General features: G+C 48.8%; 29 protein-coding genes and 2 pseudogenes. 26 read left to right on the top strand and 5 right to left on the bottom strand.

Annotation, left to right across the window (positions count from 1 at the left end):
- Window positions 1-2 precede the first annotated feature (2 nt).
- The 16 genes from RYZ59_RS22215 to RYZ59_RS22140 all read left to right on the top strand — a co-directional run bounded on the left by RYZ59_RS22215 (window position 3) and on the right by RYZ59_RS22140 (window position 14081).
- A complete protein-coding gene (locus RYZ59_RS22215; protein WP_000716326.1) occupies window positions 3-773 on the top strand; it encodes a type IV secretion system protein in 771 nt (256 codons plus the stop codon).
- A gap of 9 nt (window positions 774-782) precedes the next feature.
- Window positions 783-1040, top strand: coding sequence for an EexN family lipoprotein (locus RYZ59_RS22210; protein WP_000759841.1), 258 nt, complete (start codon window positions 783-785; stop codon window positions 1038-1040).
- A gap of 11 nt (window positions 1041-1051) precedes the next feature.
- Complete coding sequence (locus RYZ59_RS22205) at window positions 1052-2107, top strand: type IV secretion system protein (protein WP_000235886.1); 1056 nt, start codon at window positions 1052-1054, stop codon at window positions 2105-2107.
- A gap of 194 nt (window positions 2108-2301) precedes the next feature.
- The gene (locus RYZ59_RS22200) at window positions 2302-3030 is read left to right on the top strand and encodes a virB8 family protein (RefSeq protein ID WP_004199085.1); all 729 of its coding nucleotides are present in this window, start codon (window positions 2302-2304) and stop codon (window positions 3028-3030) included.
- A gap of 5 nt (window positions 3031-3035) precedes the next feature.
- Entirely contained in the window at window positions 3036-3965 is a 930-nt protein-coding gene (locus tag RYZ59_RS22195; RefSeq protein WP_000783386.1) for a TrbG/VirB9 family P-type conjugative transfer protein, read from the top strand.
- Window positions 3962-5176 carry a VirB10/TraB/TrbI family type IV secretion system protein gene (virB10, locus tag RYZ59_RS22190; protein ID WP_001295060.1) on the top strand — a complete coding sequence of 405 codons (1215 nt, stop codon included), beginning with the start codon at window positions 3962-3964 and terminating at the stop codon, window positions 5174-5176. Before RYZ59_RS22195 ends, virB10 begins: the two co-directional genes overlap by 4 nt.
- Before the next feature lies 1 nt (window position 5177).
- Window positions 5178-5375: a DNA-binding protein gene (locus RYZ59_RS22185; protein ID WP_000629109.1), complete on the top strand. Its 198-nt coding sequence runs from the start codon at window positions 5178-5180 to the stop codon at window positions 5373-5375.
- A complete protein-coding gene (virB11, locus tag RYZ59_RS22180; protein WP_000650512.1) occupies window positions 5372-6406 on the top strand; it encodes a P-type DNA transfer ATPase VirB11 in 1035 nt (344 codons plus the stop codon). The genes RYZ59_RS22185 and virB11 overlap by 4 nt, the downstream gene beginning before the upstream one ends.
- A 2-nt stretch (window positions 6407-6408) precedes the next feature.
- Window positions 6409-8244, top strand: coding sequence for a type IV secretory system conjugative DNA transfer family protein (locus RYZ59_RS22175; RefSeq protein ID WP_000053822.1), 1836 nt, complete (start codon window positions 6409-6411; stop codon window positions 8242-8244).
- Window positions 8241-8633 carry a cag pathogenicity island Cag12 family protein gene (locus RYZ59_RS22170; RefSeq protein WP_000738524.1) on the top strand — a complete coding sequence of 131 codons (393 nt, stop codon included), beginning with the start codon at window positions 8241-8243 and terminating at the stop codon, window positions 8631-8633. Before RYZ59_RS22175 ends, RYZ59_RS22170 begins: the two co-directional genes overlap by 4 nt.
- Window positions 8634-8720: 87 nt before the next feature.
- Window positions 8721-9035 (top strand): TrbM/KikA/MpfK family conjugal transfer protein, encoded by a 315-nt coding sequence (locus tag RYZ59_RS22165; RefSeq protein WP_000754496.1) that lies wholly within the window; start codon window positions 8721-8723, stop codon window positions 9033-9035.
- Between the two features lie 85 nt (window positions 9036-9120).
- Window positions 9121-9447, top strand: a complete 327-nt coding sequence (locus RYZ59_RS22160) for a hypothetical protein (RefSeq protein WP_004208538.1) — start codon at window positions 9121-9123, stop codon at window positions 9445-9447.
- Window positions 9444-9938 carry a thermonuclease family protein gene (locus tag RYZ59_RS22155; protein WP_001215543.1) on the top strand — a complete coding sequence of 165 codons (495 nt, stop codon included), beginning with the start codon at window positions 9444-9446 and terminating at the stop codon, window positions 9936-9938. The genes RYZ59_RS22160 and RYZ59_RS22155 overlap by 4 nt, the downstream gene beginning before the upstream one ends.
- An 82-nt stretch (window positions 9939-10020) precedes the next feature.
- A complete protein-coding gene (locus RYZ59_RS22150) occupies window positions 10021-11283 on the top strand; it encodes an AAA family ATPase (protein ID WP_000517490.1) in 1263 nt (420 codons plus the stop codon).
- Between the two features lie 3 nt (window positions 11284-11286).
- Window positions 11287-13614 carry a type IA DNA topoisomerase gene (gene topB / locus RYZ59_RS22145; RefSeq protein ID WP_004199098.1) on the top strand — a complete coding sequence of 776 codons (2328 nt, stop codon included), beginning with the start codon at window positions 11287-11289 and terminating at the stop codon, window positions 13612-13614.
- Between the two features lie 11 nt (window positions 13615-13625).
- Window positions 13626-14081, top strand: coding sequence for an H-NS family nucleoid-associated regulatory protein (locus RYZ59_RS22140; protein ID WP_001293458.1), 456 nt, complete (start codon window positions 13626-13628; stop codon window positions 14079-14081).
- A gap of 37 nt (window positions 14082-14118) precedes the next feature.
- Here the strand turns inward: RYZ59_RS22140 and RYZ59_RS22135 are convergent, their stop codons facing one another.
- Entirely contained in the window at window positions 14119-14769 is a 651-nt protein-coding gene (locus RYZ59_RS22135) for a YkgJ family cysteine cluster protein (RefSeq protein WP_000351937.1), read from the bottom strand.
- Here RYZ59_RS22135 and RYZ59_RS22130 point away from each other — a divergent pair.
- From RYZ59_RS22130 to dqlB, 6 genes are all read left to right on the top strand, one after another.
- Window positions 14759-15025 carry a hypothetical protein gene (locus tag RYZ59_RS22130; protein ID WP_032072053.1) on the top strand — a complete coding sequence of 89 codons (267 nt, stop codon included), beginning with the start codon at window positions 14759-14761 and terminating at the stop codon, window positions 15023-15025. The genes RYZ59_RS22135 and RYZ59_RS22130 overlap by 11 nt on opposite strands.
- A gap of 16 nt (window positions 15026-15041) precedes the next feature.
- The gene (locus tag RYZ59_RS22125) at window positions 15042-15221 is read left to right on the top strand and encodes a hypothetical protein (protein WP_023408316.1); all 180 of its coding nucleotides are present in this window, start codon (window positions 15042-15044) and stop codon (window positions 15219-15221) included.
- A complete protein-coding gene (locus RYZ59_RS22120) occupies window positions 15218-16039 on the top strand; it encodes a SprT-like domain-containing protein (RefSeq protein ID WP_000196235.1) in 822 nt (273 codons plus the stop codon). The genes RYZ59_RS22125 and RYZ59_RS22120 overlap by 4 nt, the downstream gene beginning before the upstream one ends.
- A gap of 109 nt (window positions 16040-16148) precedes the next feature.
- Window positions 16149-16403: a hypothetical protein gene (locus tag RYZ59_RS22115; protein WP_000510385.1), complete on the top strand. Its 255-nt coding sequence runs from the start codon at window positions 16149-16151 to the stop codon at window positions 16401-16403.
- A gap of 289 nt (window positions 16404-16692) precedes the next feature.
- Window positions 16693-16971, top strand: a complete 279-nt coding sequence (locus RYZ59_RS22110) for a hypothetical protein (RefSeq protein ID WP_001093608.1) — start codon at window positions 16693-16695, stop codon at window positions 16969-16971.
- An 804-nt stretch (window positions 16972-17775) separates the two neighbouring features.
- Entirely contained in the window at window positions 17776-17871 is a 96-nt protein-coding gene (gene dqlB / locus RYZ59_RS22105) for a DinQ-like type I toxin DqlB (RefSeq protein ID WP_000609145.1), read from the top strand.
- A gap of 251 nt (window positions 17872-18122) precedes the next feature.
- Here dqlB and RYZ59_RS22100 read toward each other — a convergent pair.
- Window positions 18123-18635 (bottom strand): annotated as a pseudogene (locus RYZ59_RS22100) (Tn3 family transposase); the annotation flags it as partial.
- Between the two features lie 143 nt (window positions 18636-18778).
- On the opposite strand from RYZ59_RS22100, the pseudogene RYZ59_RS22095 reads away from it, so the two are divergent.
- Window positions 18779-21646, top strand: a pseudogene (locus RYZ59_RS22095) (Tn3-like element IS3000 family transposase); the annotation flags it as partial.
- Between the two features lie 135 nt (window positions 21647-21781).
- Here the strand turns inward: RYZ59_RS22095 and RYZ59_RS22090 are convergent.
- Window positions 21782-22762, bottom strand: coding sequence for an IS5-like element IS5 family transposase (locus tag RYZ59_RS22090; RefSeq protein ID WP_000019402.1), 981 nt, complete (start codon window positions 22760-22762; stop codon window positions 21782-21784).
- Between the two features lie 234 nt (window positions 22763-22996).
- On the opposite strand from RYZ59_RS22090, the gene RYZ59_RS22085 reads away from it, so the two are divergent.
- Genes RYZ59_RS22085 through RYZ59_RS22075 form a run of 3 tightly spaced genes read left to right on the top strand, consistent with a single transcriptional unit; the run spans window position 22997 to window position 24821 of the window.
- Window positions 22997-23809 carry a subclass B1 metallo-beta-lactamase NDM-5 gene (locus tag RYZ59_RS22085; protein ID WP_023408309.1) on the top strand — a complete coding sequence of 271 codons (813 nt, stop codon included), beginning with the start codon at window positions 22997-22999 and terminating at the stop codon, window positions 23807-23809.
- Window positions 23810-23812: 3 nt separating this feature from the next.
- Window positions 23813-24178 (top strand): bleomycin binding protein Ble-MBL, encoded by a 366-nt coding sequence (ble, locus tag RYZ59_RS22080; RefSeq protein WP_004201167.1) that lies wholly within the window; start codon window positions 23813-23815, stop codon window positions 24176-24178.
- Window positions 24179-24182: 4 nt separating this feature from the next.
- Window positions 24183-24821 carry a phosphoribosylanthranilate isomerase gene (locus tag RYZ59_RS22075; protein WP_004201168.1) on the top strand — a complete coding sequence of 213 codons (639 nt, stop codon included), beginning with the start codon at window positions 24183-24185 and terminating at the stop codon, window positions 24819-24821.
- Window positions 24822-24831: 10 nt separating this feature from the next.
- Here the strand turns inward: RYZ59_RS22075 and RYZ59_RS22070 are convergent, their stop codons facing one another.
- Together RYZ59_RS22070 and cutA are read right to left on the bottom strand one after the other, a co-directional pair.
- Window positions 24832-25863 carry a protein-disulfide reductase DsbD domain-containing protein gene (locus RYZ59_RS22070; protein ID WP_004201169.1) on the bottom strand — a complete coding sequence of 344 codons (1032 nt, stop codon included), beginning with the start codon at window positions 25861-25863 and terminating at the stop codon, window positions 24832-24834.
- 4 nt (window positions 25864-25867) lie between these two features.
- A complete protein-coding gene (gene cutA / locus RYZ59_RS22065; protein WP_023408307.1) occupies window positions 25868-26002 on the bottom strand; it encodes a divalent cation tolerance protein CutA in 135 nt (44 codons plus the stop codon).
- Window positions 26003-26074 lie beyond the last annotated feature (72 nt).

Raw genomic sequence — 26074 nt, 5'->3', positions numbered from 1 at the left:
CTATGAAAAAGCATATCGTTGCGGCACTTATCGCCTCTGTTACGGTTATTTCTGGTGCTCAGGCTGGTGTTCCCGTTGCCATTGATGCAAACCCTGAATGGGCTGTCGAAGCGCAGCGCTGGACAGAACGCCTCAAACAGTGGCAGGACACCGTGAACCACTACCAGAAACAGATTAATGCCTATAAGCAGGAGCTGCTGACCAAAACGGGCATTCGTGATGTTCAGGGACTGGTGCAGTCTGCGCAATCTGTCAGTAAGGAGCTGGAGAATATTTACGACCAGGGGAACTCCTTCATTGATGATTACATTAAGAACCCGGAAGCCACCCTGTCTGAGCAAGCCAGATCACTACTGGCCGATTATAAGGTGACAAACACCTGTAAGGGGCTGGGATATACGGGCGACCTGGTGCGGGGCTGTGAAGCCTCGTTCCTGTCCCAACTGGCGGGGATCGAGTACGGCAATAAGCTGGAAAGTAAACTGCGTGAAGATAATCAGGAAATGGCCGACCTTATCGACCAGGTGAAGAACGCCCAGGACACGAAAGCCACGCAGGACGCGACAAACGCTGTATCTCTGGCAAGCCTGAAATTTAACAAGCTCAAATTTCAGTATGAAATGTATCGCGATAAGCAGCGCGATCTTGCAGAATACAAGGAGAAAATGTTACAGGCTGCTTTCCAGGAGAAACAATTAGGGGCTGTTAATAAAGAAACTCCAGTTGTTGATTATAAGGCAGCATTTGAGCAGCAGAGTTATGAAATGAACTGAGGGGGCATTTTGAAAAAATATGGATTAGTTGCGGCGTTGGGGCTTACATTCTTTCTTACCGGGTGTGAAGAGGTTAAATCTGTAGACTGGTGGCAGTCTCACGTAGACGATGCAACGAAAAAAGTAGCTGAATGCAAAAAGTCTGGGAGTGATAGCGAAAATTGTAAAAACGCTAAGGAAGGTTTGTTTAGGTATAAGCAATTACATCCTAAGCATGTTGACTATAAAGATGCATTCAAAAATGTATTGGGTAAAGATGGAAGTTAAAAGGAGCCACTATGGCAACTTCTAGGTATTTCCAGGCCGCTCATGACGTTATTGTTAAAACTCTTGACCAGTCTTTGACTGGTCAGTTAGATAACTTTTCTTCAATAGCGTCTCAGTTGGGTAAGTATGGTATTTCCATTTATATATTGTGGTATGCTTATACCACAATAGTTGGGAAGCAAAAAACCGCAGTGCAGGATTTTTTATGGAATCTATGTCGATTCTGGTTAATTCTTGTTTTTGTCAAAAATATGGGGGGGTGGTTAGATAGTGCAACTCAGGCCATTGATGGGCTGAAGGAAACATTTGCAGGAGGTGATCCTTGGAAATGGGTTGACGAGCTTTGGGAGAAAGTTCAGCAGGTAGCTGCATATCTTATGTCCAAAGATACTTCGAAGTATGTGAAAACAGATGGGGCAATCGCATCTTTATTAACATATGCTGGAGGGATAATTGCATTATTGCTAACTTCAATAGTTTATCTCGCCGCCGAAGTTACTATTAAGATACTTACTATTACCGCGCCGTTGTTTATTATTTGTCTTTCATTTGGTTTTTTAAGGCAGATGTTTAATAGCTGGCTTCAGTTAATATTTAGCTCATGCTTCATATTCTTGTTTTGTGGACTGGCAATTAAAGCGGGAATGACGTTCCTTAATGGCATTCTGACAATCTCGATAGCTAACGCAGATGAATTAAATCTGATATCAACAGGTGCTCAGGCCGGGGTTGCAGGTGCATTTATGGCCTGGATTATCTGGCAAGCCAAAACCTATGCTTCCCAGCTCGCAGGGGTAGGTGTTGAAGGCGCGATGCAAGGGGCAGCCGCAATGGGGATTGGTGCTGGCGTGTTCGGCGCTTCCCGTATGGGGCGTAATCTGCTTGGTATGGGTAAAAATGCAGGGATTGGCGCATGGAAAGGCGTTCGCCGTCAGGATGGAGGGTTCAACCAGTCTCCTGGTGTATCCGGTAAGTTGGGGAATCTGACCGGGCAGGGCGTTAATATTGGCGCTAAGAGGCTTCGCCAGGCTGCGATAGATGCGGCGAAAAAGAAATATGGAGGTTAACCGATTTATTATTTAAATCTGTCAACTCTGAGTATTCCGCAGTAAATATTCACTCCTCTATTTAGGTTCTCACATTATGAAACTACTTATCACGGCTATCGTGACGCTTTGCCTTGTCGGATGCCAGGCGTCACATAAACAACCTCCGGTATCCGGAAAAAGCGAACCTGTTAATTCAGCAGAGGTAATGCGCAATGGGGTTTAAACTCTCAGGATTAAAACTTCCCGGTTTTAACAAGAAAAAAGAAGTAACAGACTCTTCAACTACTTTTGAAGAGAAAAATGTATTGATGCAGGAGAAAATGAACCGCATTTATAAATTCGGTGGTATTGCAGGAATTGCCGTAGGTGTGTTGTCTCTGCTGGCACTGAATGGAGCGCTACCGTTAAAGAGTACGGTTGTCGAAGCTTATCTTATTAATGGTGTCACTGGCGTTGCTGAAAGACTGACTTCTGTTAAAAAAGAAAACCTCTCTGAAAATGAAGCGCTGGCGAAATACTTCATTACTCAGTATGTGAAGCGTCGTGAAGGGTATAACTATTTCAGTCTCCAGCATGATTATGATTATGTTCTGTTATACAGCGCTGAGAATGTGGCGACGGATTACAACGCTTTAATCAACGGCAACCAGTCACCAAAGGTTATTTATAATAAAGCGGAAAAAACCGCATCTGTTCAGGATAATCCGTCCGTGATTATCAGTCCGTCATCCCGGCGCGATGATAAGGATATGGGAGCATATATCCGGTTTAAATTAACCATTCGAAATGTCGCGACAGGCCAGGATGATTATGAATACTGGAACGTCCGGTTGACCTACCGTATTGAACCACAGGTCGAAATGGCATCGGGTGACCGAAACAATAACCCGCTTAAATTCGTTGTAACGAGCTATGTACGCGATAAAGAAGTGAAAGGGTGAAAACTATGAAAATGAATAAAGGAGCGCTAATTGTGGCGCTTCTGTTGGTGTCGCACGTCTGCCATGCAGCCGTTACGCCAGCAGCCAGCCGTTTTGATCCCCGTAATCAGATTGTCAGTTATAACCCGCAAAACACGACAGTCATAAACAGTGCGGTTGGCTATACAACCACACTGGTATTTGACGAGGATGAAACGGTCATCAGTGCCAGAACCGGCTTTCCCCAGGGCTGGGAAGTGAACAAAGAAGATAACCTGGTGTATCTCGAAGTGAAGCCCGTCAAACAGACCGTACAGAAGAACAGTACCGATGACAATGGCAACCAGTCTTCAGAGGTGGTCAGTGTAGCCCTTGATCCTGAAAACGACCTGGAACGCTGGCGAACAAACCTGTTTGTTCGCACAACAAAACGTAATTACAGCATGGAGCTGAACGCCCGAACGTTCCGGCAGCCGGATAAGATCGCGTTTGTTGTTAATTACCAGTACCCGCAGGAACGCCGGAAGGAGCAAGCCGAAATCGAGAAGAAACGGATTGAGGCTCTTAACAAGCGGCAGGAGGAGCAGGCAATCAACCGTTCTCTTGAAAATGCGAAGTCGCCCAAGAACTGGGATTACTGGAAGCGGGTAGCTGACGGCAGCCAGTCAATCAGCCCGGATTATGCGTATGACGATGGCCGCTATACCTGGTTTGGCTTCAGCCCCCTGAAGAAAATCCCCAGCGTCTTTGTTATGAGCGGCGAACAGGAAACGCTGACTAACCCGGTAGTCAAAAACAGCGGTAGTTTCACCGTTGTTGGTGTTCCTGTAGACCAGCGCTTTGTTTTGCGTATGGGAAATCAGGTTGTTGGGGTTGAAAACCGGGGCTTTGGCAAAGTCCGTCTTCCGGCAGGAGATACCGTTTCCCCGAACGTTGAGAAAGAGGTGATCCAGTGAGCGAACAGGAAAATAAAATCCCGACCGCTGTAGAAATTGAACAGGCACTACGGGAACGGCATCAGAAAGAAATTGAGCAAAACGATAAAACGGATAAGGGAGATGAAGATGACGGTAAATCAGTAAAACGCCTGGGTATCGAGAAGCTTAAAAAATCGCGTAAGGGGCTGGTGATTATTGTGGCCGCTTTCCTTCTGCTGGCCGCCGGGGTGTCTGTCTACTATATCCCGTCGATTATTCGTGCAATGTCCAGCGGTGATGATAAGCCTGCCAGTAATGCGGTATCTACTGGTTCAGTAAAACGCGCGACAGGACTCAGCGATGATGTTGATCCATTCAACACCAGGGAAGAACCGGCTAAGACGGAAGAACGGAAGGAAAGCAGCGGCAAAGCGGAAACGCCACCGGAAAAAGTACAACAAAACTTCAGTCGTGCGCTGGATGTGGCCTATGGGGGGAGCAGCTCTGCTTCCTCAAATTCCGGTGGTAGCTCATCAACGGCCAGCAATACCAGGAACGAGGGGGACGGCAGTGACAAACAGGCAGAGGTTCAGCCTGTTAATGCAGGGCAACCCGCGCAGCTTTCTAAAATTACGCGCGTTCCTTATGACCCTAACCTTTTCATTCCTGAAAATACCGCGATTAAGTGCTCGCTGGACAGACGATTTATTTCTGATCTGGCTGGCAAGCTGGTCTGTACGATTAATGAGGACGTATACAGTGCAAACAGGAATGTAAAGCTAATTGAAAAGGGAACAGCCGCATATCTGATGTATAAAACGGGCACGTTCAATCATGGTCAGGGAGCCGTGTTTATCGCTGCTACGAAGCTTAGAACACGTAAGGAACCTTTCATTGATATTCCGCTGATTGATACACAGGCGGCGGGAGCGCTGGGTGAGGCCGGGGCTTCAGGCTGGATTGACACACATTTTGCAGATCGCTTTATGGGCGCGATGATGGTTGGCATGATCCCCGATGTGGCACAGGCCGCAAGTGGAGCGGCTAAAAGTAATAAAGACAATCAGACCGACTATACAGCTAACAGTCGCCAGGCTTTTGCTGATATAGCACGCGAAGCGTTTGCAAACAGCGTAAATATCCCTCCAACGCTTTATAAAAACCAGGGGGAAATCATTACTCTGATCGTTGGTCAGGATTTGGATTTCTCCAGCATCTACAAATTAAAAATGGTGGGTACCCGGAGGTAATTTGATAACGCTGGATATCAAAGAGTTTTCAATGCTGTTAGGAATAAGGGAAAGCGAAATATACCATCATATTCGTAAGGGCATACCAATAAATGGCGTTCCTTTCCCCAAACCACTGAAACAAATCAAAACGCATCGATTTAATTACGAAGAAGTCATGCGTTTTATTGAAGATCTTAAAGGAAAAGGTGAATTATGAAGGATGCAGAGAACAGACATATTGTTTATGAAATAATAGATGAATACTTCCACCACTGGCTTAATGAAGTCGATGGTTTAACTGAAATCGCGGTAAATCGGCCTGATGAACTGTTTGTTAAAGTGAGTGGGAAATGGCAGCAGCATGAATTAAAAATGGATTTTAAAGATTGTATGTCATTTGCAGGGGCAATTTCTGATTATCATGATGGTGGGTCGGTTACGCCAGAATATCCCTTACGTTCTGTTACGCTCCCCGGAGGGGAGCGTGTACAAATAGTTATTCCCCCGGCAACGGAACGGGAAACGGTGTCTATTACAATCCGTAAGCCGTCCAGTGTGTTTATCGACCATGATACCTTTGTTAAACAAGGGTTTTACTCAAGGCTAAATCAAGGGGGGAAATTCAGGGATAAAGAAGATGAATTATCTTCAATGTTTAAAGATAATTGTTTTGAACAATTTGTCCCTGAATGCCTGGTTAAGGGTAAAACGATGGTATTTTGTGCCGGAACGGGGGCGGGTAAAACCACCTTTGCAAATGCCTGTCTTCAGTACATACCCCATCATTTACGATGTATTTCAATTGAAGATACAGATGAAGCAAAGTTCAGGTTCCACAAAAATCATGTGAAATTGTATTACCCGTCAGAAGGGGAAAGTAGCACTGTCAGTTCCGCTTCTCTTTTACGTTCTGGTTTTCGTATGAACCCGGACAGAATCCTCATGACTGAGGTTCGCGGCGCGGAAGCCTGGGATTTTCTCAAAGGCTCAAGTTCCGGCCATGCAGGGAACCTTACAACCGTCCATGAGAGCACCCCTGAAGATGCTGTGCTTGGACTGGTTCAACGGTGCTATATGAACCCTGAATGTCAGAATTTGCCTTATAACATTATATTGCGGAGGGTGTTAAGCAACGTCGATGTGATTATGAGTATTAAGTACATCGATGAGGAAGATAACCGATTTGCATCGGGTATTTACTATCGTGATATTCATTTTCAGGAATACTTTGAAAAGCTGAAGGAGTGATTATGTCTCTGAAACTACCCGATAAAGGCCAGTGGGCTTTTATCGGTCTGGTTATGTGTCTTGTGACGTATTATACTGGCTCAGTTGCTGTTTACTTCCTGAACGGAAAAACGCCGCTTTATATATGGAAGAATTTTGATTCCATGCTGCTGTGGCGGATAATAACAGAGAGTAATATACGGACAGATATCAGGTTAACCGCAATCCCCTCTCTTTTATCAGGTATGGTTTCGTCTCTCATTGTGCCTGTTTTTATTATCTGGCAACTGAATAAAACGGATGTTGCTCTTTATGGTGACGCGAAGTTTGCCAGTGATAATGATTTAAGAAAATCGAAACTTCTGAAATGGGAGAAAGAAAACGATACTGATATTCTTGTAGGTGCATATAAAGGTAAATACCTGTGGTATACCGCACCAGATTTTGTATCACTTGGCGCAGGAACCCGCGCAGGTAAAGGGGCTGCAATAGGTATTCCAAACCTGCTGGTCAGGAAACATTCCCTGATTGCATTAGATCCAAAACAGGAACTGTGGAAAATCACCAGTAAGGTACGTGAAAAACTGCTGGGTAATAAGGTCTATCTTCTTGACCCTTTCAACAGTAAAACGCATCAGTTTAACCCGCTTTTCTATATTGATTTAAAAGAAGAGAGCGGGGCTAAAGACCTGCTGAAGCTGATTGAGATCCTGTTCCCGTCTTACGGTCTGACCGGAGCGGAAGCACACTTTAATAACCTCGCGGGGCAGTACTGGACGGGGCTGGCAAAATTGCTTCATTTCTTTATTAACTACGACCCCTCCTGGCTTGGTGAGTTCGGGCTTAAACCTGTTTTCTCAATTGGTTCTGTAGTCGATTTGTACAGCAACATCGACCGGGAGCTGATACTCAGTAAGCGAGAAGACCTGGAGGGAACAAAAGGACTTGATGAAAACGCGCTGTATCATCTGCGCGATGCCCTGACCAAAATCAGGGAGTATCACGAAACCGAAGACGAACAACGTTCGAGTATTGATGGTTCGTTTCGTAAGAAAATGAGTCTGTTTTATCTTCCGACTGTTCGCAAATGTACAGACGGCAATGATTTCGACCTTCGCCAGTTGCGCCGGGAAGATATCACTGTTTATGTTGGCGTTAATGCTGAAGATATGTCCCTGGCCTATGACTTCCTCAACCTGTTCTTTAACTTCGTTGTGGAAGTCACGTTACGAGAAAACCCTGACTTTGACCCGACACTGAAACATGACTGTCTGATGTTCCTGGATGAGTTTCCGTCTATTGGTTACATGCCAATCATTAAAAAAGGTTCGGGTTATATTGCCGGGTTTAAACTCAAACTTCTGACGATTTACCAGAATATCAGTCAGCTTAATGAAATCTATGGTGTTGAAGGTGCCAAAACGCTGATGAGTGCGCATCCCTGCCGGATTATCTACGCTGTCAGTGAAGAAGATGACGCTAAAAAGATTTCGGAAAAGCTGGGCTATATCACCACCAAATCGACAGGTTCAAGCAAGACAAGCGGACGCTCAACGTCGAAAAGCAGTTCAGAAAGTGAGGCGCAGCGCGCCCTTGTGCTCCCGCAGGAGCTGGGAACGCTGGATTTTAAAGAAGAATTTATCATTCTTAAAGGTGAAAACCCGGTTAAAGCTGAGAAAGCCCTCTACTTCCTCGACCCGTATTTTATGGACAGGCTGATGATGGTAAGCCCCAAACTTACCGAGTTAACCGCCTCTCTGAATAAGACTAAAAAAGTATTGGGTGTTAAAGGGCTTAAATATCCTTCTAAAGAAAAAATGCTCTCCGTCGGTGAGCTGGAGTCAGAGGTTTTACTATGAAAAAAATGTTAATGGTCAGTGTCCTTTTTCTCTCTGCCTGTTCCTCTCCGCCTGAACCACCACAGGTTGACTGGGAACAGAATCCTGAAACGGTGAATACACAATTAATGGACTGGCAACCGACATACTCAGTTATTAAATCAGACAAGGTTAATTCATCGTGGGTTAAGGTTATCCATAATTTCAGGCCTGAAAACCGCCTTTACGATGATGCTGTTTTTTATTCTGTTGCACATTCTGATTCAGTGATTGTTGAAACCAGTAACGGAACAGACTTTTTCACAGCTAAAAACTGGTTGAGGGCGAACGGTGCAAACGGTGTCATACAGTATCGTTATAAAATGAACTGTTTTTCTTGCCGGACTACCAGTGTTTATTTATCACGATAACGCCGGATTAATAAAATTCTTGTAATTTTATTGAGCCGGGGTTGAACAACCGCAGGGCGTTAGTTGCCCGTTATCCATGAGGTGTATATGAAAAAGACCGTAACCACGGCAGTGCTGCTTTGTGCGTTCGCTGCCGGAACTGCTCATGCTGAGGAAAAGGCCGACCCGAACGATCCATGTGCAATGGTGTTATGCCTTGCCGGAAAACTTGACGGAAGTAGTCCGGCAGAATGTGACCCGATGTATAAAAGTTTTATGTCAATCAGGAAAAAGAATAAACATGGTTTTTTACCCGATCACACGGCAGATGCCAGAAAGAAAAAACTAAATGAATGTCCTGCGGCTGATGCAGGTACAGTAAGTAAAATTATTTCAAGCTTTGGCCGATTGAAAAACTTTTAATTCTGTTTGATTTAATTCTGATGTGAATACGCAAGTTTCAGGTTTGAGACTGGAACTTGCGAACATTTTTTACAGGGGTGGGAGGATGAAAATTATTAACGTACCTGATGCAAGAAGTGTGAGAATTGCCGGAATTGAAATTATCGATAGTGTCAAATCGGTCGCTTCTGTTTTTACTGAAATTTTGTTGTTTATGGTCTGGTTTCCGGCAATTGTCTATGGGCTTTATCGTTTTGTTATCGTTTTGTGGGATGCTTCCTTAAAGCCGCAATCGCTCATTGAGTTTATTAATTTCATGGTTGAGTTATACAGCTATGTACTTCCTTCGTTGGCTGTTATCGCAGTGGCTTTAGTCGTCGTTTTATCCATTTTTAAAAGACTCTCAGCAATATGGGAGGGAAGAAAGCAATGAGACATTTTTTTAATGTTCTTTCCTTTGCTGTTGCCCTGTTGCCAGCTACATTGTGTGCTGCTCAGATTCAGGGGAAAGTTATTCGCGTTCTCGATGGAGATACCATCGAAGTTAAAACACTACCCGCGAAAATTGTTGTGTATGAAGTTCCGATTCGAGTCCGATTGATAAATATCGATGCACCGGAAAAAAAACAACCCTTTGGTCGCTGGTCAACCAATCAACTTAAAGCCCTGCTGGCAGGGCAATCAGTTACCGTCTCTTATACGCAAACAGATCGCTACGGGCGAGTCCTGGGACGAGTGGTGACAGCGAACGGCACTGAGGCTAACCGCCAGCAAGTGCTAAAAGGGGCTGCATGGGTTTATGACAGGTACAACACCGATAACTCATTACCGGCTCTGCAACGGGAAGCTCAGACACAGAAGCGCGGCCTGTGGGCTGACAGTAATCCCGTTCCTCCGTGGGAGTGGCGTCATAAACAAAACTGACGCGCTTCGCTTGTCCAACCCCTCCTCTGCCTGAAGAAAATCTTCAGGCAACGTCACGGTTTTTAATATACATGGTGCGCATATGGGTAAATTAACTCTGGTAGAGCAGGCTTTACGGCTCCATAAAGAATATTACGGTGAAGATAATTTTGGTACTGTCGTAAAGGATTGTGATTACTATCCTAAAGTGGCAGAGATTTTTATAAACAGAAAGAATCGTAAAATTTATTCGAATCTTGATATCGAACCCGTTGCTTCAACCGTCGTTCATACGGGAAGTAGCCCTGTTATGGCTAAAGCCGGGAGGATTAAAAAGCTTATGTTTAAAGATGGTTCGGGAGCATACCGGATTCATCTTGGTCAAAATGAAGTGGTTCATATTATTCGCTTCATTCTTAACTCTAAAGTCAGAATGGAGTACGCAGTTGGCACAACCAAAAGTATGTCGATGCTTCATAATCTTTGCGAAGCTGGACGCGCTAAATTAAACCGCTCTTTACCCCGTAAAGGTATCTGGAAAATCGGGTGTTACGACGGCGTTTATTATCACGGTAAGGCAAGGAAGGAAGAAATAGAAAACGCTTTACGTTTTTCTGTTCATCCAAAGTTTAATGAGCTGGAGAATGACTTTAATCAGTTCTTTTCGGATATTGATTTCTACACCCGTTATGGTCAGTCAGGAATGCGAAAAGTGCTTTTTACTGGTCCTCCGGGCACAGGGAAAACGACTATCGCAAAAGCTTTGGGGGCAAAATATCAGGATAAATATGTATTTGTTTATGCTGATGATTACTTTAAAGATGTTTGCTATGCCGCAGCTCAAAAGAAAATACCCGTTATCATAATAGCTGAAGAGGTTGATGAACTTTATCGGGCTGATGCCGGAACGTTAAGTTTTCTTGATGGGGCTGATACACCGCGAAATCTTGCCGGGACATATGTTATTTTTTCAACGAACTATCCTAACCGGATTGATCCGCGCATCAGAAAACGCCCTGGCAGAATTGACAGAATCATATCTGTAGGTGCTTTTCGGACTAAAGCCGCTGCCGCTTGTGCCAAAATGTACTTACCAGACGATATAAATATTGACCTTAAAGAACTTGGCGCGGTGCTGGACAGAACGACTCCTGCTGAAATAAAGGAGATAATAAATATTGCTATTGGCATGATTCGCGGAACAAAAAACGAATTAACAGTAGATGTAATCAAGAATGCGCGTGCCTTTTTGAAAGGAACCCTTGACCTTAGTGTGCAGGAGGCAGAAGAAGACATAGAGGAAAGGGAAGAAATCTTTAAAAAGAATGGTGCGCAGCCTGACTATTCAAGTTACCTTGAGGATTGATTAATGAGACTTTTTATTGCAGAAAAACCGTCTTTAGCAAAGGCTATTTTTGAAGGACTGGGCGGAAATCCCAATACAGAAAAGAAAAACGGCTATTTTGAACACGGTTCTGATGTCGTTACCTGGTGTTATGGTCATATGCTGGAGCTTTACGACCCACAGGATTATGACGACAAATATTCCAACTGGCGTTATAGTGATTTACCCATTAAAGCGGTTTATCCGCCAAAATATAAAATCAAGCCTGAATCAGAAGCACAGACCCGCATTATTTTGTCTCTTATCGATAAAGCCGACAGCATCGTTCATTCAGGCGACCCCGATGATGAAGGATGTTTGCTGGTTGATGAGATTCTGGGTTATGCCGGAAACAAGAAACCCGTCCAGCGACTGCTTGTTGCCGACCTCAACCTTGCGCCAGTGCAAAAATCACTGTCGAATTTACAACCTAACGATAAATTTCGCGGTATGACGTTAAGCGCCCTGGCGCGTTCCCTGTGCGATCAGGGTTTTGGCTATAACATGACGCGGGGATGTACATTAAAAGGCCGTGAGAAGGGCTATGACGGCGTTCTGAACGTTGGCCGGGTACAAAGTGCCGTTCTTGGTCTGGTGAACATGCGCACGCTGGCGAACCAGAATCACACAGAAAGCTTTTATTACGATGTATTCGCCAGTCTGTCGATGAACGGGCATCAGATTAAGGCGAAATATCAGACAACAGACGACGATCAGATAGACGAGAAAAAACGCCTGATCTCCGAAGCTCAGGCCGCGCATATTGCCGGACGTGTTACGGGTAAGGATGCTATTGTTACTATCGCGACGACAAAGCCGGAAAATAGCAAGCCTCCGCTTCCGCTTAACCTTTCCACGCTTCAGCAGCTCTGCGCAAAGCGATTTGGTTATTCTGCAAAAGATACGCTCGATGTGATGCAGGGGCTGTATGAAACTCACAAGCTTCTGACCTATCCACGTTCTGACAATCGCTATCTTTCAGATGAGCATTATTACCAGGCCGGAGATATTGCCACTGCTATAGCGGCCACCGTACCCGAACTGGCGTCTGCGATCGTAGATATGGATAAAGGCCAGAAACACAAAGCCTTTAATGCCAGTAAGATTGAGGCGCACCACGCCATCATCCCGACGACAAAAAGCGGAGCCGGTATTCAGCTTAATGAAAAAGAGCGGAACGTTTATAACCTGGTGTCCGTCTACTTTATCGGGCTGTTCTACCCGGATGCGATCCGCAACAAGACGAAAATCCACTTTGATATTAAGGGGGATACCTTTACGGCCACACAGAGCGTTCTGGTACAAAAGGGCTGGGAAGCGCTGGGTAAGGATAGTGATGACGAGGACGAAACCGAAGATGCCGGAACGGACGGTTTTGACCTTTCATTGCTGAAATTTAATGACAGCGGCCTGTGTGAATCGGCAGACGTGGACAAGAAAAAGACTACACCACCTCGCTATTTCACAGAGTCAACGTTACTGGCCGCCATGACGAGTGCGGCAAAATTCATTGATGATCCGGCTCTCAGAAAGGCGCTGGAAGCGAAAGACGAGGGCAGCAGTGATCGTGGCAGTATCGGAACGGAAGCCACCCGCGCGGGTATTCTTGAGAAACTGGCGGCAAATACCGGGCTTATCTCCATCGAAAAAGAAAAGGGGTATTCGGAGCTGGTATGGAAAACCACAAAACAAGGCCAGGAGTTTTGCGCTGCACTGCCTCCTGAAATCACTAAACCGGATATCTCCGCTCTGTGGGCTGAAAAGCAGTCTCAGATCAAAGCCGGAGAGCTGACAGTTGAGGAGTTTATTAAGGAAAATGATGAGTACGTCCAGGGGTTAATCGACGAGCTGGACAGGAACGGAATTTCGATTTCTTCAAATGCCACGCCCTGCCCGGTTTGTAACAACGGTTTCCTGCGTAAGCGTAAGGGGCAAAATGGCTTTTTCTGGGGATGCTCCTGCTACCCTGAATGCAAGACAACATTCCCGGACAAAGACGGCAAACCGGATATGGAAGCAAAATCCAGATCAGAAGGTTCCATGTCCCGGCTCGAAGCCCCCTGCCCTTCATGCAGTAAAGAAATTATTATCCGGCCTAAAGGCTTTTTCTGTTCCGGGTGCGAGTTTAAAATCTGGTCTGAAGTGTCAGGAAAAAAACTGACACAAAATCAGGTTGAGACATTAATCAAAAAAGGTAAAACCGGAGAGATTAAAGGCTTTACCAGTAATAAAACCGGGAAAAAGTTTGACGCTGCAATTGTTTTGCAGGATAAAACTACGGGTAAACTTGGGTTTCAGTTCAGTAAAAAATAAGGATTAACTCGATGAGTGAAAATGAAACGTTTGACGCAACAAAAAAGCTACTCCTGAATATTCGCTCTGTTCGTGTTTTTGCGCGAGAAACCAGCTTTGAACAACTGCTGGAAATGCAGGAAAAGCTTAACGCCGTGATCGAAGAACGTCGTGAAGAAGCAGAGCGTGAGGCAGCAGAACGCGCAGAGCGCGAAAGAAAGCGCCAGGAACTGCTCCAGTTGATTGCCGGAGAAGGTTTTTCACCGGAAGAACTGCTTGGCCTGTCCGAAGATGCGCAAAAAACACGCAAAAAGACGTTGCCAAAAGCGCCGCCTAAATATCAGTTTGATGAAAACGGCGAAACGAAATACTGGTCTGGTCGTGGCCGGACACCAAAACCAATCGACGAAGCGTTAAAAGCTGGCCGTTCTCTTGATGAGTTTCTCATCAAAAAAGATGCTTCCAGCACTGCTGGTGACGAACAGTAATCTAACAAGCCTCTGACACTGCGTCAGAGGCTTTTTTTTAGCAAAAAGGGCGCGGGGGGTTATGGTGAAGAAATCTTTGGATATCTTCGCGGGGATAAGGGAAGTAGTCTCTGATATCTTTGGTTTCTAACTTACCAGTGCAGTGATACGTCTGAAAATAGATCCACTCTGCTATTGTTTTGTAGATGTGATTTCCCATGTTCGCGCTTTGAGAACCATACTGCATGACTTGTGCATCCAGGTCATTACACATCTCCGGCGGAGTGAGTACATGATATGTCCTGCATAACAGCGGGCGGTAATTGTAGATTGAGCATGTTCCCTTCTCAGACAAAAACGGACATTTTGACTCATGCCCGGTCGTAAGCGGGTTGTCTCTGGCAGTAAGTTTACTTGCTTGTGCAATATGTGTTGCCTCAAGCGCGGTTAAATGAACATCCATTTTACAGCACGAAGAGCACCCCTTTTGACAGGAGGTAAACGTGCTCACAAATTCTTTGTTAAAACGATCCAAAAAGGCGTACATCTGTTTTAACTTGAGGTAAATATTACCGGATTGAGTATTGAGTTTATTTATGAGTGCCTTTAACTCATCGAAATACTTATCAGGTACGGGTTTCAGATTGGTATAGCCGGGTAATGTTTCGCCTGGCTCCAGGTGGATCACTGAGTTAGGTTTGATATCCATTGCTTTTGCTTCCTATATTCTTCTCGCGCTGGTTGTTCATTTGACACTAAAACAAGCGTCATACAATGGCAAGGTGTCAAGCCCAGCAGTAAATCACGCTTGCCAGCAAACCAGTTTCCTGCAGCCGGTTTGGCCGTTGATTTTTGCCAGCAATATTACCCGCTCGATGCCCGCCCTGGGCGTGAAATTGCCAGCAAAAAAGATTGCCGCTATCAAAGGTGTGGTTTATATTATCTGTATCGTACGATACAGATAATGGAGAAGCTTAATAGATGACTGAAAAAATCACTGACGAGGAACTGGTAGATTTGTTGGAGGCGCTCAAAAGAGCACATGGTATGGGCGTTTGTTCAAAGGCGGTTAAGCTGGCACAGCGTTGCGCTGATGTGTTCCCTGCTATTGTTGCAGAGTTACAGGAATATCGGAACGCCGCTAAGCGAACTTCAGCATGACAAGAGCCACGGAACGCGCTTACAGCGAGCTACAACAGGCGTTTGATTTCTATAACCAGCGCCTTTTTGACGGCGAACTCCCTGACTGTCTGATTACGTTCCAGCGCGGCAAGAACACAATGGGCTATTTCAGTTACAGGCGCTTTGTTGCTGCTGACGGCAGCGGCAGGATGATTGATGAAATCGCCCTCAATCCTGAATACTTCCCGGTGTACCCGCTTATTGAAGTCATGCAAACGCTGGTTCATGAGCAGTGCCATATGTGGCAGTACCACTACGGCAACCCGTCGCGTAAGACGTACCACAATGCGCAGTGGGCGGCAAAAATGGAAAGTATCGGACTTATGCCCTCCTCCACCGGGAGACCTGGTGGTGCGAAAGTCGGCCAGAAGATTAATGACTATCCGATCCCTGGTGGCCGCTTCCAGCGCGTCACACTGGAACTGTTCCAGGGGCAATTTGCTTTGAGCTGGTTTGATCGCTTCCCTGTCCAGGTCGAACAACAAAAAGATATGACCGCCGTAATAGAGCAATGGCGCGAAACGCTTGCTCTGGCGCATCAAAATGCTGAGGCCGGGATTGATATAGAAGCGGTGCTTTCTATGGCTCTGCTGCCGTCAGTGTCACCGCAGAACGGGAGCCATTCAGATGATATGGCCGGGAGCAATGACAATGATTTGTCAGTTGCAGCATTTGAGGACAAGCCAAAACGAAATAAAGTTAAATATCAGTGTCGCGGGTGTGGCGCTGCCGTGTGGGGCAAAGCCGGACTGAATATTGAATGCGGCGATTGCGAGCTGGCTTTCATCGAAAATTAATTGCCAGCAAATTTTCCCGGTCACATCTGTTGGCCAGTGTTTTTTGCCAGCAAAGTTTCTTCCCGGGTTCGCGCCGGCAGCGCAAAAATGACAGCAAAAGAGGGGTATCATGGGGCATTACACAATCAGAACGAATGACGACGAAGATCAGGCCATTAAAAAGGCGCAGGAAGCGACCGGACAGGCATCAGCCAGCAAAACCTTTATGACGGCTATCCTTGAGCTTCAGCGTAACAGAGACGAGATGGCGCAGCTACGGCGTGAACTGGCGCAGGAAAAAGCGCGGAGTCAGGAGCTGGTATCATCGGTAAAACAATTCCGTTCCAGCCTGAACAATCTGTTTGATCTGGCTGACAACCCTTAAATAACAAGGAGCGAAACGTGCATACCACAAATGCGATTATCCTGTGCCTGGTGTCATATCCCTGCATCGTTGCATGGGTTATCTATAAAAACAGATTTGTCGATTACTTGTTTTTAACTCTGCTTGCTTGTTTGGGGAGCATTTTTTCAGTCGTATTGTATAAACAGCCCGACTACTCATTGACCATATATCAGGCCGTTGCTGTCGGCTATGCTGCCGTGATCATGCCAACGGTGTTAGTTTTGAGTGTCGTTAATATCTTCATGGGAAAAGCAGAGAGAACGTGCAAATGAATACACTGGCTGCACTGGAAAATACGTTTCGTGATATGAGAAAGCATGGCTGCCAAACAGTCATGGTCACGCAGTCTTTAGCTGATTTTGGCCGCTACAGCTATAAACCGCGCCCTGCATTTCAGGACTGGATCGAACGGCTGAAGACTGGCGAACGTCTGCCGCGAGGCCGTTACTTTGTTGGCAAGAAGCCTGGTGGCCGCCTGGTGCTCATTGATGAATTGGGGGGAACATGGACAGAAAAAGTAACAGTGATTCATACCAACGCTGGATGATAGAGAAGGCTGACAAAAGGGAAAGGACGCAAATCAGTATGTCGTTCGTAAAGATGAAGGACGTACTTTTTAACGTGCTGGCTATCGGTACTGTTTTAGCAGCCCTGGTGGTGATCTTTTATGAAGTGCAAAGCAGCTTATAAATTGATGGCCGTTGACAATGAATGTCATACTACCTGACCGGGCAATGCCGGAAGATTTCTTTCACGGGTGATGGTTTGTGATCCCGGCATTGTTCCGGCGCTCTCTCGTAAATTCTCGCGCCCAATCCCCCTCGCAAAACCTCAGAATTCACGTAACGCACCGCGATTTCGGCAACCATCAACCCTAACGTCCTTATGTTGTTGGGTTTGCCGCAGAACAATTTATTCATTTAAAATAGATTTAAACGAAGCGGGAAACCGCAGACGTAAAAAAACCGACTGGTGAGGTCGGCTTTTTTACGGTTCCGGTGCGAGCTGGTAACTCAGCCCGGAAGGGAAACTCTCTACAACTGACAATAGTATGATAATCCGTGAAGCCTGATTATGCAATATGACGGGCAGTGACTGTGCGTTAACGGTTTGCCTGAACGTTAGATAAACGTATAATCAGAGGGTTAGCTCTGTGGTGAGTCTCTCCCTGCATTCCGCTAAATGCGGCATGAACAGGTTCAAAGTCCTGACAGGTAATACAGGTGGTGCTGGTTATCTGTGCTCTGGCAGGAGTGAGACTCTCTACAACTGACAAGACGAAGAGAAGCCGTGGTGACAGGCAGTGTAAGAGCAAGCCACGGTGTCTTTACTCCATTTATGGAGAAAACGGATGATTAACCTGTTAATCATCGTTCTGAGGGCGGTAGCGGCGCTTGCAAACGCGCTGATTGCCATTCTGGAACTGATCCGCCAGTTCATCGACTAATGAACACGGAAACGTAATTAAGGCCGGAGGAACACCACCTCCGGCCTTTAATAAAAATATAGTTTAGTTACAACATTCACTAGTCTGTACTAACCACCACACACCTGACCTTCTGCGCACAAGTTACCTTTAATCACTCCTAAACAGGCATTTCATGAAACTCCCCTGTTCTTGCATCGGTAACAGGGGTCTGACGCTCAGTGGAACGAAAACTCACGTTAAGCAACGTTTTCTGCCTCTGACGCCTCTTTTAATGGTCTCAGATGTCCTTTGGTCACCAGTTCTGCCAGCGTGAAGGAATAATGGCCGAGCATATTGATATGTCCGTGGCAAAGCGGGGAGAGGCGTGCGATATCTTCATCATTCAGTGTTTCACCCTGCGCCCGGAGATGATCCAGGGCTGCCTGCATATAAATAGTGTTCCATAACACGACGGCGTTAGTGACCAGCCCCAGTGTGCCCAGTTGATCTTCCTGACCGTCGGTATATCGTTTTCTTATCTCACCTTTTTGACCGTGACAGATGGCTCTGGCAACGGCATGGCGACTTTCTCCCCGATTAAGCTGGGTCAGAATGCGCCGGCGGTAATCTTCATCATCAATATAATTAAGCAGATACAGCGTTTTGTTGATGCGCCCCACTTCAATGATTGCCTGAGTCAGTCCGGAAGGACGTTCACTTTTCAGCAATGAACGGACCAGCACTGAAACCTGTACTTTGCCCAGCTTCAGGGAGCCAGCGGTCCGGATCATTTCGTCCCACTGAGGGGTTCTAGGGATTTTCCGTCCAAAAACGACAAAGTGCTCTGGAGGCCCCGCCGTCTGTGGCCTCCAGAGGGGTATTACTTTTTTCGAGATCCCTATTTGGGCTCTGTTTGAGTAAGATTTAGTCTTTTTGGGCTAAATCCATGGCATTCGAAGAACGTGTCCAAATCTTGTCCGAGGCAGAACAAGATGAGTTATATGGACCCCCCGCTTTCACCTCCGCCGACCAACGCTTCTTTTTCTCGCTGAACGATAAGGAACTGGCGATCGCTAAAAGCCTCCGTCATCGGGGCCAGCGTTACATGCTGGTGGTACTGCTGGGCTATTTCAAAGCCAAGCCGGTGGTGCTGAATCCCGGCTTTCATCAGATCAAGCAGGACCTCAAATACGTTTATCAAACCGTTCTACCAGGCCCAGGCTGTAGACCCTTTAATCTCACGCCAAAAGAGAACGAACGGATTTACCAACGTGTTTTCCAGCTCTGCAACTACCAGCGCTGGAATGTCAAAGACCATGGAGCGGCGTTGAGAGATTACTTATCCCAGCAAGCCAGAGCCTGGACAGCGCCTAGGCACCTCTTCGATGCGGCCAATGAATATTGTTCGGGGCAGAAGATCGCAATCCCTGCCTACAGCACGCTGCAAAAGATCATCAGTCAGGTGGTGGGAGACGAACAGGAACACATGGCCGCGCACCTTGAGCGTGCAATGTCACGCGGTCTTAAGCAAGCACTGGCGGAGCTCGTGAACGGCACAGGTCCACTGCCGTTCCGACAGTTGCGACAATCGGCTCGTAACTTCACCGGAACCGAGTTGGAGAAAGAACTGATTGTCTATCGCCATATCCAGCATTGGATGCCGGAAGTGGATCTGCTGTTGAGCACGCTATCACTGTCGCAGAAAAATCTGCAACACCTGGCAGAGAAAGTCGACTACTACGGTGCCAAACTGAAACGTCAAACCGTAGGCAGCCAATGGCTGTATTTATTGTGCTATCTTCAAACGCGATGGCAGCAAGCGCTGGAACGTATTGCCGATGGCTTTGTGCATCATGTCAGACAGACCAAACAGAAGGCAAAGGATTATGCGCAGGAAGCGGTGTTTAAGGATTGGCAAAAAGCAGCTAAAAATGTCAGCAAGGCAGCTGAAGTACTGCACCTGTTCATTGATGACAGCATTGATCTGCAACTACCGTTTGCAACAGTAAGACAGCAAGCACTGAGCCTGCTGACCAAAAGGGATCTGGAATCTGTATGTCTCTTCCTGAACGAGCAGCGACGATCGGTCGATGAAGCCATGTGGCAGTACTGCGACGAGAAAGAAAGTCTGCGGAAAGGTTTGCTGCGAGAGTTGTTCCTATGTCTGCGCTTCGAAGGCTGCGACGGCACCCAGCACTTAGCGGCCGCCTTGGCGAAAACACAAAACGAACTCAACGGCCAGGACGCTCAGTTGCAAACTGCCGACACCAGACTCCTTTCCAAAAAATCACGTGAATTCCTGCTGGATGGTGAAGGGAATATCCTGATCGATCGTTATGAGTGGTTCCTCTATCAACAGATTCCTGATCGCCTGAATGGCCAGCTGACGCTGCCTGATATCACTAAATACCGGGCACTCGACGCCGACCTGATCGACGGGGAACATTGGCGAAAAAACAAATATACGCTGCTTCAACAGAGCCATTTTACAAAATTAGCGGAGGAGCCTGAAAAGCTGATCAAACAGATGGCCATGGAATTGGATACCCGTTTGTACGAAGTCGGCGAATATCTTGAACAGGAAGACAACCGGAATATCATCTTGCGTAATCCGCAGGGTAAACGCTTCTGGCGCCTGCCTTCGGCCAGCAAACATCATCTGGTCAACAATCCCTTCTTCCAGCAAATTCCCACAACGGGGATTGCGGATGTACTGCGCATGGTTGATCGTGACACCGGTTTCATTGACTGCTTCGCTCATGTGCTGGGTTCCCAATCCAGAAGCCGTTCCCATGAATATGACCTGTTGGCAATTCTGGTCGGCAATGCAACCAATCAAGGCATTTACGGCATGGCACAGATCTCTGATCGTACCTATGATCAGCTCAGCACTATCCAGGCGAACTATCTTCGCCTGGAAACATTGAATGCTGCTAACGACAACATCAATAACGCGACAGCCAAGCTACCCATCTTCCGGTACTACAACATCCAGGAAGATGTGATCCACGCCAGTGCCGATGGTCAAAAGTTCGAAGCCCGGCGCGAGACCTTCAAAACCCGTTATTCGTCGAAGTACTTTGGCACTCAAAAAGGTGTTTCTGCCATGACCTTGATCGCCAATCACGCTGCGATCAACGCCAGAGTGATCGGCGCCAACGAACATGAATCGCACTACATCTTTGATTTGTTGATGAGCAATACGTCAGACATCATTCCGGATGTGCTCTCAACCGATACCCATGGGGTGAACCATGTGAACTTCGCGTTACTGGATCTGTTCGGATACCAGTTTGCCCCACGCTATGCCCAGGTTGGCAAAGTGATCAATGACATGTTTGATGTCAAGGAAGACAAAGAACACCGAATTCAGCTGTGCTTAAAAAAGCCAATCAATACCCATCGTATTGCGCAGCACTGGGATACCATCCAACGGATTGCAGTATCACTTAAGCAGCGGAAAACAACGCAAGCCACCTTGGTGAGAAAGCTCTCGGAGTACAAGCGCAATCACCCGCTGCTGGAAGCCCTGACGGAATACAATCGCCTGGTGAAAGCGAATTATCTACTGTGCTACATCGATGATGCCAGTTTAAGAAACTATGTTCAGCGCGCGCTGAACCGGGGAGAGGCCTATCACCAACTGCGTCGGGCCGTGAGCAGCGTCAATGGGGATCAGTTCCGGGGCAGTTCAGACGAAGAAATCCAGCTATGGAATGAGTGCGCTCGCCTGGTCACCAATGCCATCGTTTACTTCAACTCCAGGATACTCAGCCAGCTGTTGACCAGCTTCGAATACCAAGGGAAGGTGCGAATAAGCGGGGAAATTCTTCTCGGCTGACTCAGTCATTTCATTTCTTCATGTTTGAGCCGATTTTTTCTCCCGTAAATGCCTTGAATCAGCCTATTTAGACCGTTTCTTCGCCATTTAAGGCGTTATCCCCAGTTTTTAGTGAGATCTCTCCCACTGACGTATCATTTGGTCCGCCCGAAACAGGTTGGCCAGCGTGAATAACATCGCCAGTTGGTTATCGTTTTTCAGCAACCCCTTGTATCTGGCTTTCACGAAGCCGAACTGTCGCTTGATGATGCGAAATGGGTGCTCCACCTTGGCCCGGATGCTGGCTTTCATGTATTCGATGTTGATGGCCGTTTTGTTCTTGCGTGGATGCTGTTTCAAGGTTCTTACCTTGCCGGGGCGCTCGGCGATCAGCCAGTCCACATCCACCTCGGCCAGCTCCTCGCGCTGTGGCGCCCCTTGGTAGCCGGCATCGGCTGAGACAAATTGCTCCTCTCCATGCAGCAGATTACCCAGCTGATTGAGGTCATGCTCGTTGGCCGCGGTGGTGACTAGGCTGTGGGTCAGGCCACTCTTGGCATCGACACCAATGTGGGCCTTCATGCCAAAGTGCCATTGATTGCCTTTCTTGGTCTGATGCATCTCCGGATCGCGTTGCTGCTCTTTGTTCTTGGTCGAGCTGGGTGCCTCAATGATGGTGGCATCGACCAAGGTGCCTTGAGTCATCATGACGCCTGCTTCGGCCAGCCAGCGATTGATGGTCTTGAACAATTGGCGGGCCAGTTGATGCTGCTCCAGCAGGTGGCGGAAATTCATGATGGTGGTGCGGTCAGGCAAGGCGCTATCCAGGGATAACCGGGCAAACAGACGCATGGAGGCGATTTCGTACAGAGCATCTTCCATCGCGCCATCGCTCAGGTTGTACCAATGCTGCATGCAGTGAATGCGTAGCATGGTTTCCAGCGGATAAGGTCGCCGGCCATTACCAGCCTTGGGGTAAAACGGCTCGATGACTTCCACCATGTTTTGCCATGGCAGAATCTGCTCCATGCGGGACAAGAAAATCTCTTTTCTGGTCTGACGGCGCTTACTGCTGAATTCACTGTCGGCGAAGGTAAGTTGATGACTCATGATGAACCCTGTTCCATGGCTCCAGATGACAAACATGATCTCATATCAGGGACTTGTTCGCACCTTCCTTAGAGAAATTTGCTCAGCTTGTTGATTATCATATGGCTTTTGAAACTGTCGCACCTCATGTTTGAATTCGCCCCATATTTTTGCTACAGTGAACCAAATTAAGATCATCTATTTACTAGGCCTCGCATTTGCGGGGTTTTTAATGCTGAATAAAAGGAAAACTTGATGGAATTGCCCAATATTATGCACCCGGTCGCGAAGCTGAGCACCGCATTAGCCGCTGCATTGATGCTGAGCGGGTGCATGCCCGGTGAAATCCGCCCGACGATTGGCCAGCAAATGGAAACTGGCGACCAACGGTTTGGCGATCTGGTTTTCCGCCAGCTCGCACCGAATGTCTGGCAGCACACTTCCTATCTCGACATGCCGGGTTTCGGGGCAGTCGCTTCCAACGGTTTGATCGTCAGGGATGGCGGCCGCGTGCTGTTGGTCGATACCGCCTGGACCGATGACCAGACCGCCCAGATCCTCAACTGGATCAAGCAGGAGATCAACCTGCCGGTCGCGCTGGCGGTGGTGACTCACGCGCATCAGGACAAGATGGGCGGTATGGACGCGCTGCATGCGGCGGGGATTGCGACTTATGCCAATGCGTTGTCGAACCAGCTTGCCCCGCAAGAGGGGCTGGTTGCGGCGCAACACAGCCTGACTTTCGCCGCCAATGGCTGGGTCGAACCAGCAACCGCGCCCAACTTTGGCCCGCTCAAGGTATTTTACCCCGGCCCCGGCCACACCAGTGACAATATCACCGTTGGGATCGACGGCACCGACATCGCTTTTGGTGGCTGCCTGATCAAGGACAGCAAGGCCAAGTCGCTCGGCAATCTCGGTGATGCCGACACTGAGCACTACGCCGCGTCAGCGCGCGCGTTTGGTGCGGCGTTCCCCAAGGCCAGCATGATCGTGATGAGCCATTCCGCCCCCGATAGCCGCGCCGCAATCACTCATACGGCCCGCATGGCCGACAAGCTGCGCTGAGCCATGGCTGACCACGTCACCCCCAATCTGCCATCGCGCGATTTCGATGTGACAGAGGCGTTTTATGCGAAGCTGGGCTTTGCGACGAGTTGGAAGGATCGCGGCTGGATGATCCTGCAGCGCGGCGGTTTGCAGCTCGAATTCTTCCCCTATCCTGACCTCGACCCAGCTACGAGCTCGTTCGGCTGTTGCCTGCGGTTGGATGATCTCGATGCCATGGTGGCATTGGTGAACGCGGCGGGAGCCGAGGAAAAAAGCACCGGCTGGCCGCGCTTCAAAGCTCCGCAACTGGAGGCGAGCGGCCTGAGGATCGGCTACCTGATCGATCCCGACTGCACGCTGGTGCGGCTGATCCAGAACCCCGACTGACCGCATGCCCGCGAAAATCAAGATTTGCGGGATCAGCACACCCGAGGCGCTCGATGCGACCATCGCGGCGCGGGCGGACTATGCCGGGTTGGTGTTCTATCCAGCGTCGCCCCGTGCGGTTACGTCGAATGTCGCGGGCGCTTTGACATCGCGCGCAGCTGGCCAGATCGCCATGGTCGGTTTGTTCGTCGATGCGGATGATGCTGTCATCGCCGACGCACTGGTGGCAGCCAAGCTGAACGCGCTGCAGCTGCACGGTTCGGAATCGCCCGAACGCGTGGCCCAGTTGCGCGCGCGGTTTGGCAAGCCGGTGTGGAAGGCGCTGCCCGTCGCCAGCGCCAGCGATGTCGCACGCGCCGCAGCCTATGCCGGGGCGGCGGACTTGATCTTGTTCGACGCCAAGACCCCCAAAGGCGCGCTGCCCGGCGGCATGGGGTTGGCGTTCGACTGGTCGCTGCTGGCCGGATATCGCGGTGCCTTGCCGTGGGGGCTGGCAGGCGGGCTAAATCCGACGAATGTTGCCGAGGCGATTGCGCGCACCGGAGCGCCGCTGGTCGATACCTCCAGCGGCGTCGAAAGCGCGCCGGGCGTCAAGGATACCGACAAGATTACCAATTTCGCCTTTGCGGTGCGCTTGGCCTAAATCGCGTCGATCAATAGGCGTCGTTCAGCGCAAAGATCGGCTTGCGGGTGCGCCACTGCCCTCGGGTGAAGTCGGGAAAATCTAACGTGCGATTGCCCTCAGCAATCGATTGTTCCGACAGAGGCGTGATCGCGCTCCAGGCCAGCGCGTCGTAAATGTCGATTGGCATCGGGGCCTTGGCCTTCAGCGCCTCGACAAAAGCGTGGATCACGAACCAGTCCATCCCGCCATGCCCGGCCCCTGCCGCCAGATCGGCGTAGCGTTTCCATAGCGGGTGATCGTATTTCGCAAACCAGCCCTCGGCAGGCTCCCAGCGGTGCGGCTGTGGGCTCTTGCCCTCCAGATAGATCGACTTGTTGACGTCCATCCACAGCCCCTCGGTGCCTTGCACCCGAAAGCCGAGAGAATAGGGGCGCGGCAGCGAGGTGTCGTGGCACAGCATGATCGTTTCACCATTAGTGCAGCCGATCATGGTGTTGACCACATCACCCAGTGCGAATTTCACCTCGGCGTTGGGATGATCGGCAGAGCCGTTCTTGACGACATAATCATGCAGCCCGCGCGCCTTACAGCCGAAGCCGCCAGCGCCCGCTTCGCCCGGCAACGCGACCTTCAGGGTGCGGGTCTGCGGCGGGTAGCACACGCCGGCATCGGCGCAGCCCTGGTACTTCACGGTCAGGGTGGTCGCGCTCGCGCCGGCCGCGGGCGTGCCGGTGAGGGTGCCGAGCAATTCCTTGCGGTAGGTTTCGACGTCGCCGAAGAATTCGTCGCGGTAGGCCTTGCCCTTCGGCAGCGCCATGGTCGCGCCGGTGAAGGCGGCATCGGCCTTGACCGAGGTGCGGTGCCGGTACAGGTAATAGCCGTCGGCGATCCGCCAGCGCACCTCGATGCGGTCCGGCGCGGTGGCCTGCGCGGACAGGACGAAGACCTCGTCGACCGGCGGCAGTTCGAAGTCCTGGGCGACGGCCGAGGTCGCGGGCAGCGCAAGCAGCAGGGCGAGCCCGGCCAGCCAGCGGCGCAGGCGGATCGTGGATGCGGTCATTGGCTCAGTTTACCGGTCGGCTCTCGGCGGCCAGCCATTGCAGGTATTCGGGCAGGCCGGACGCGGCTTCGACCGCGAGCAGCTCCGGGAGTTCGTAGGGATGCAGTTGGCGCAGGCGTTCCTGCAGGGCGGGGGGCACTGTTGCAAATAGTCGGTGGTGATAAACTTATCATCCCCTTTTGCTGATGGAGCTGCACATGAACCCATTCAA

This window comes from Citrobacter sp. HN-141, from assembly GCF_033341895.1.
Classification (GTDB): Bacteria; Pseudomonadota; Gammaproteobacteria; order Enterobacterales; family Enterobacteriaceae; genus Citrobacter.
The sequence above is the reverse complement of the archived record's forward strand: the minus strand, read 5'-3'. Positions and strand labels throughout refer to the sequence as shown.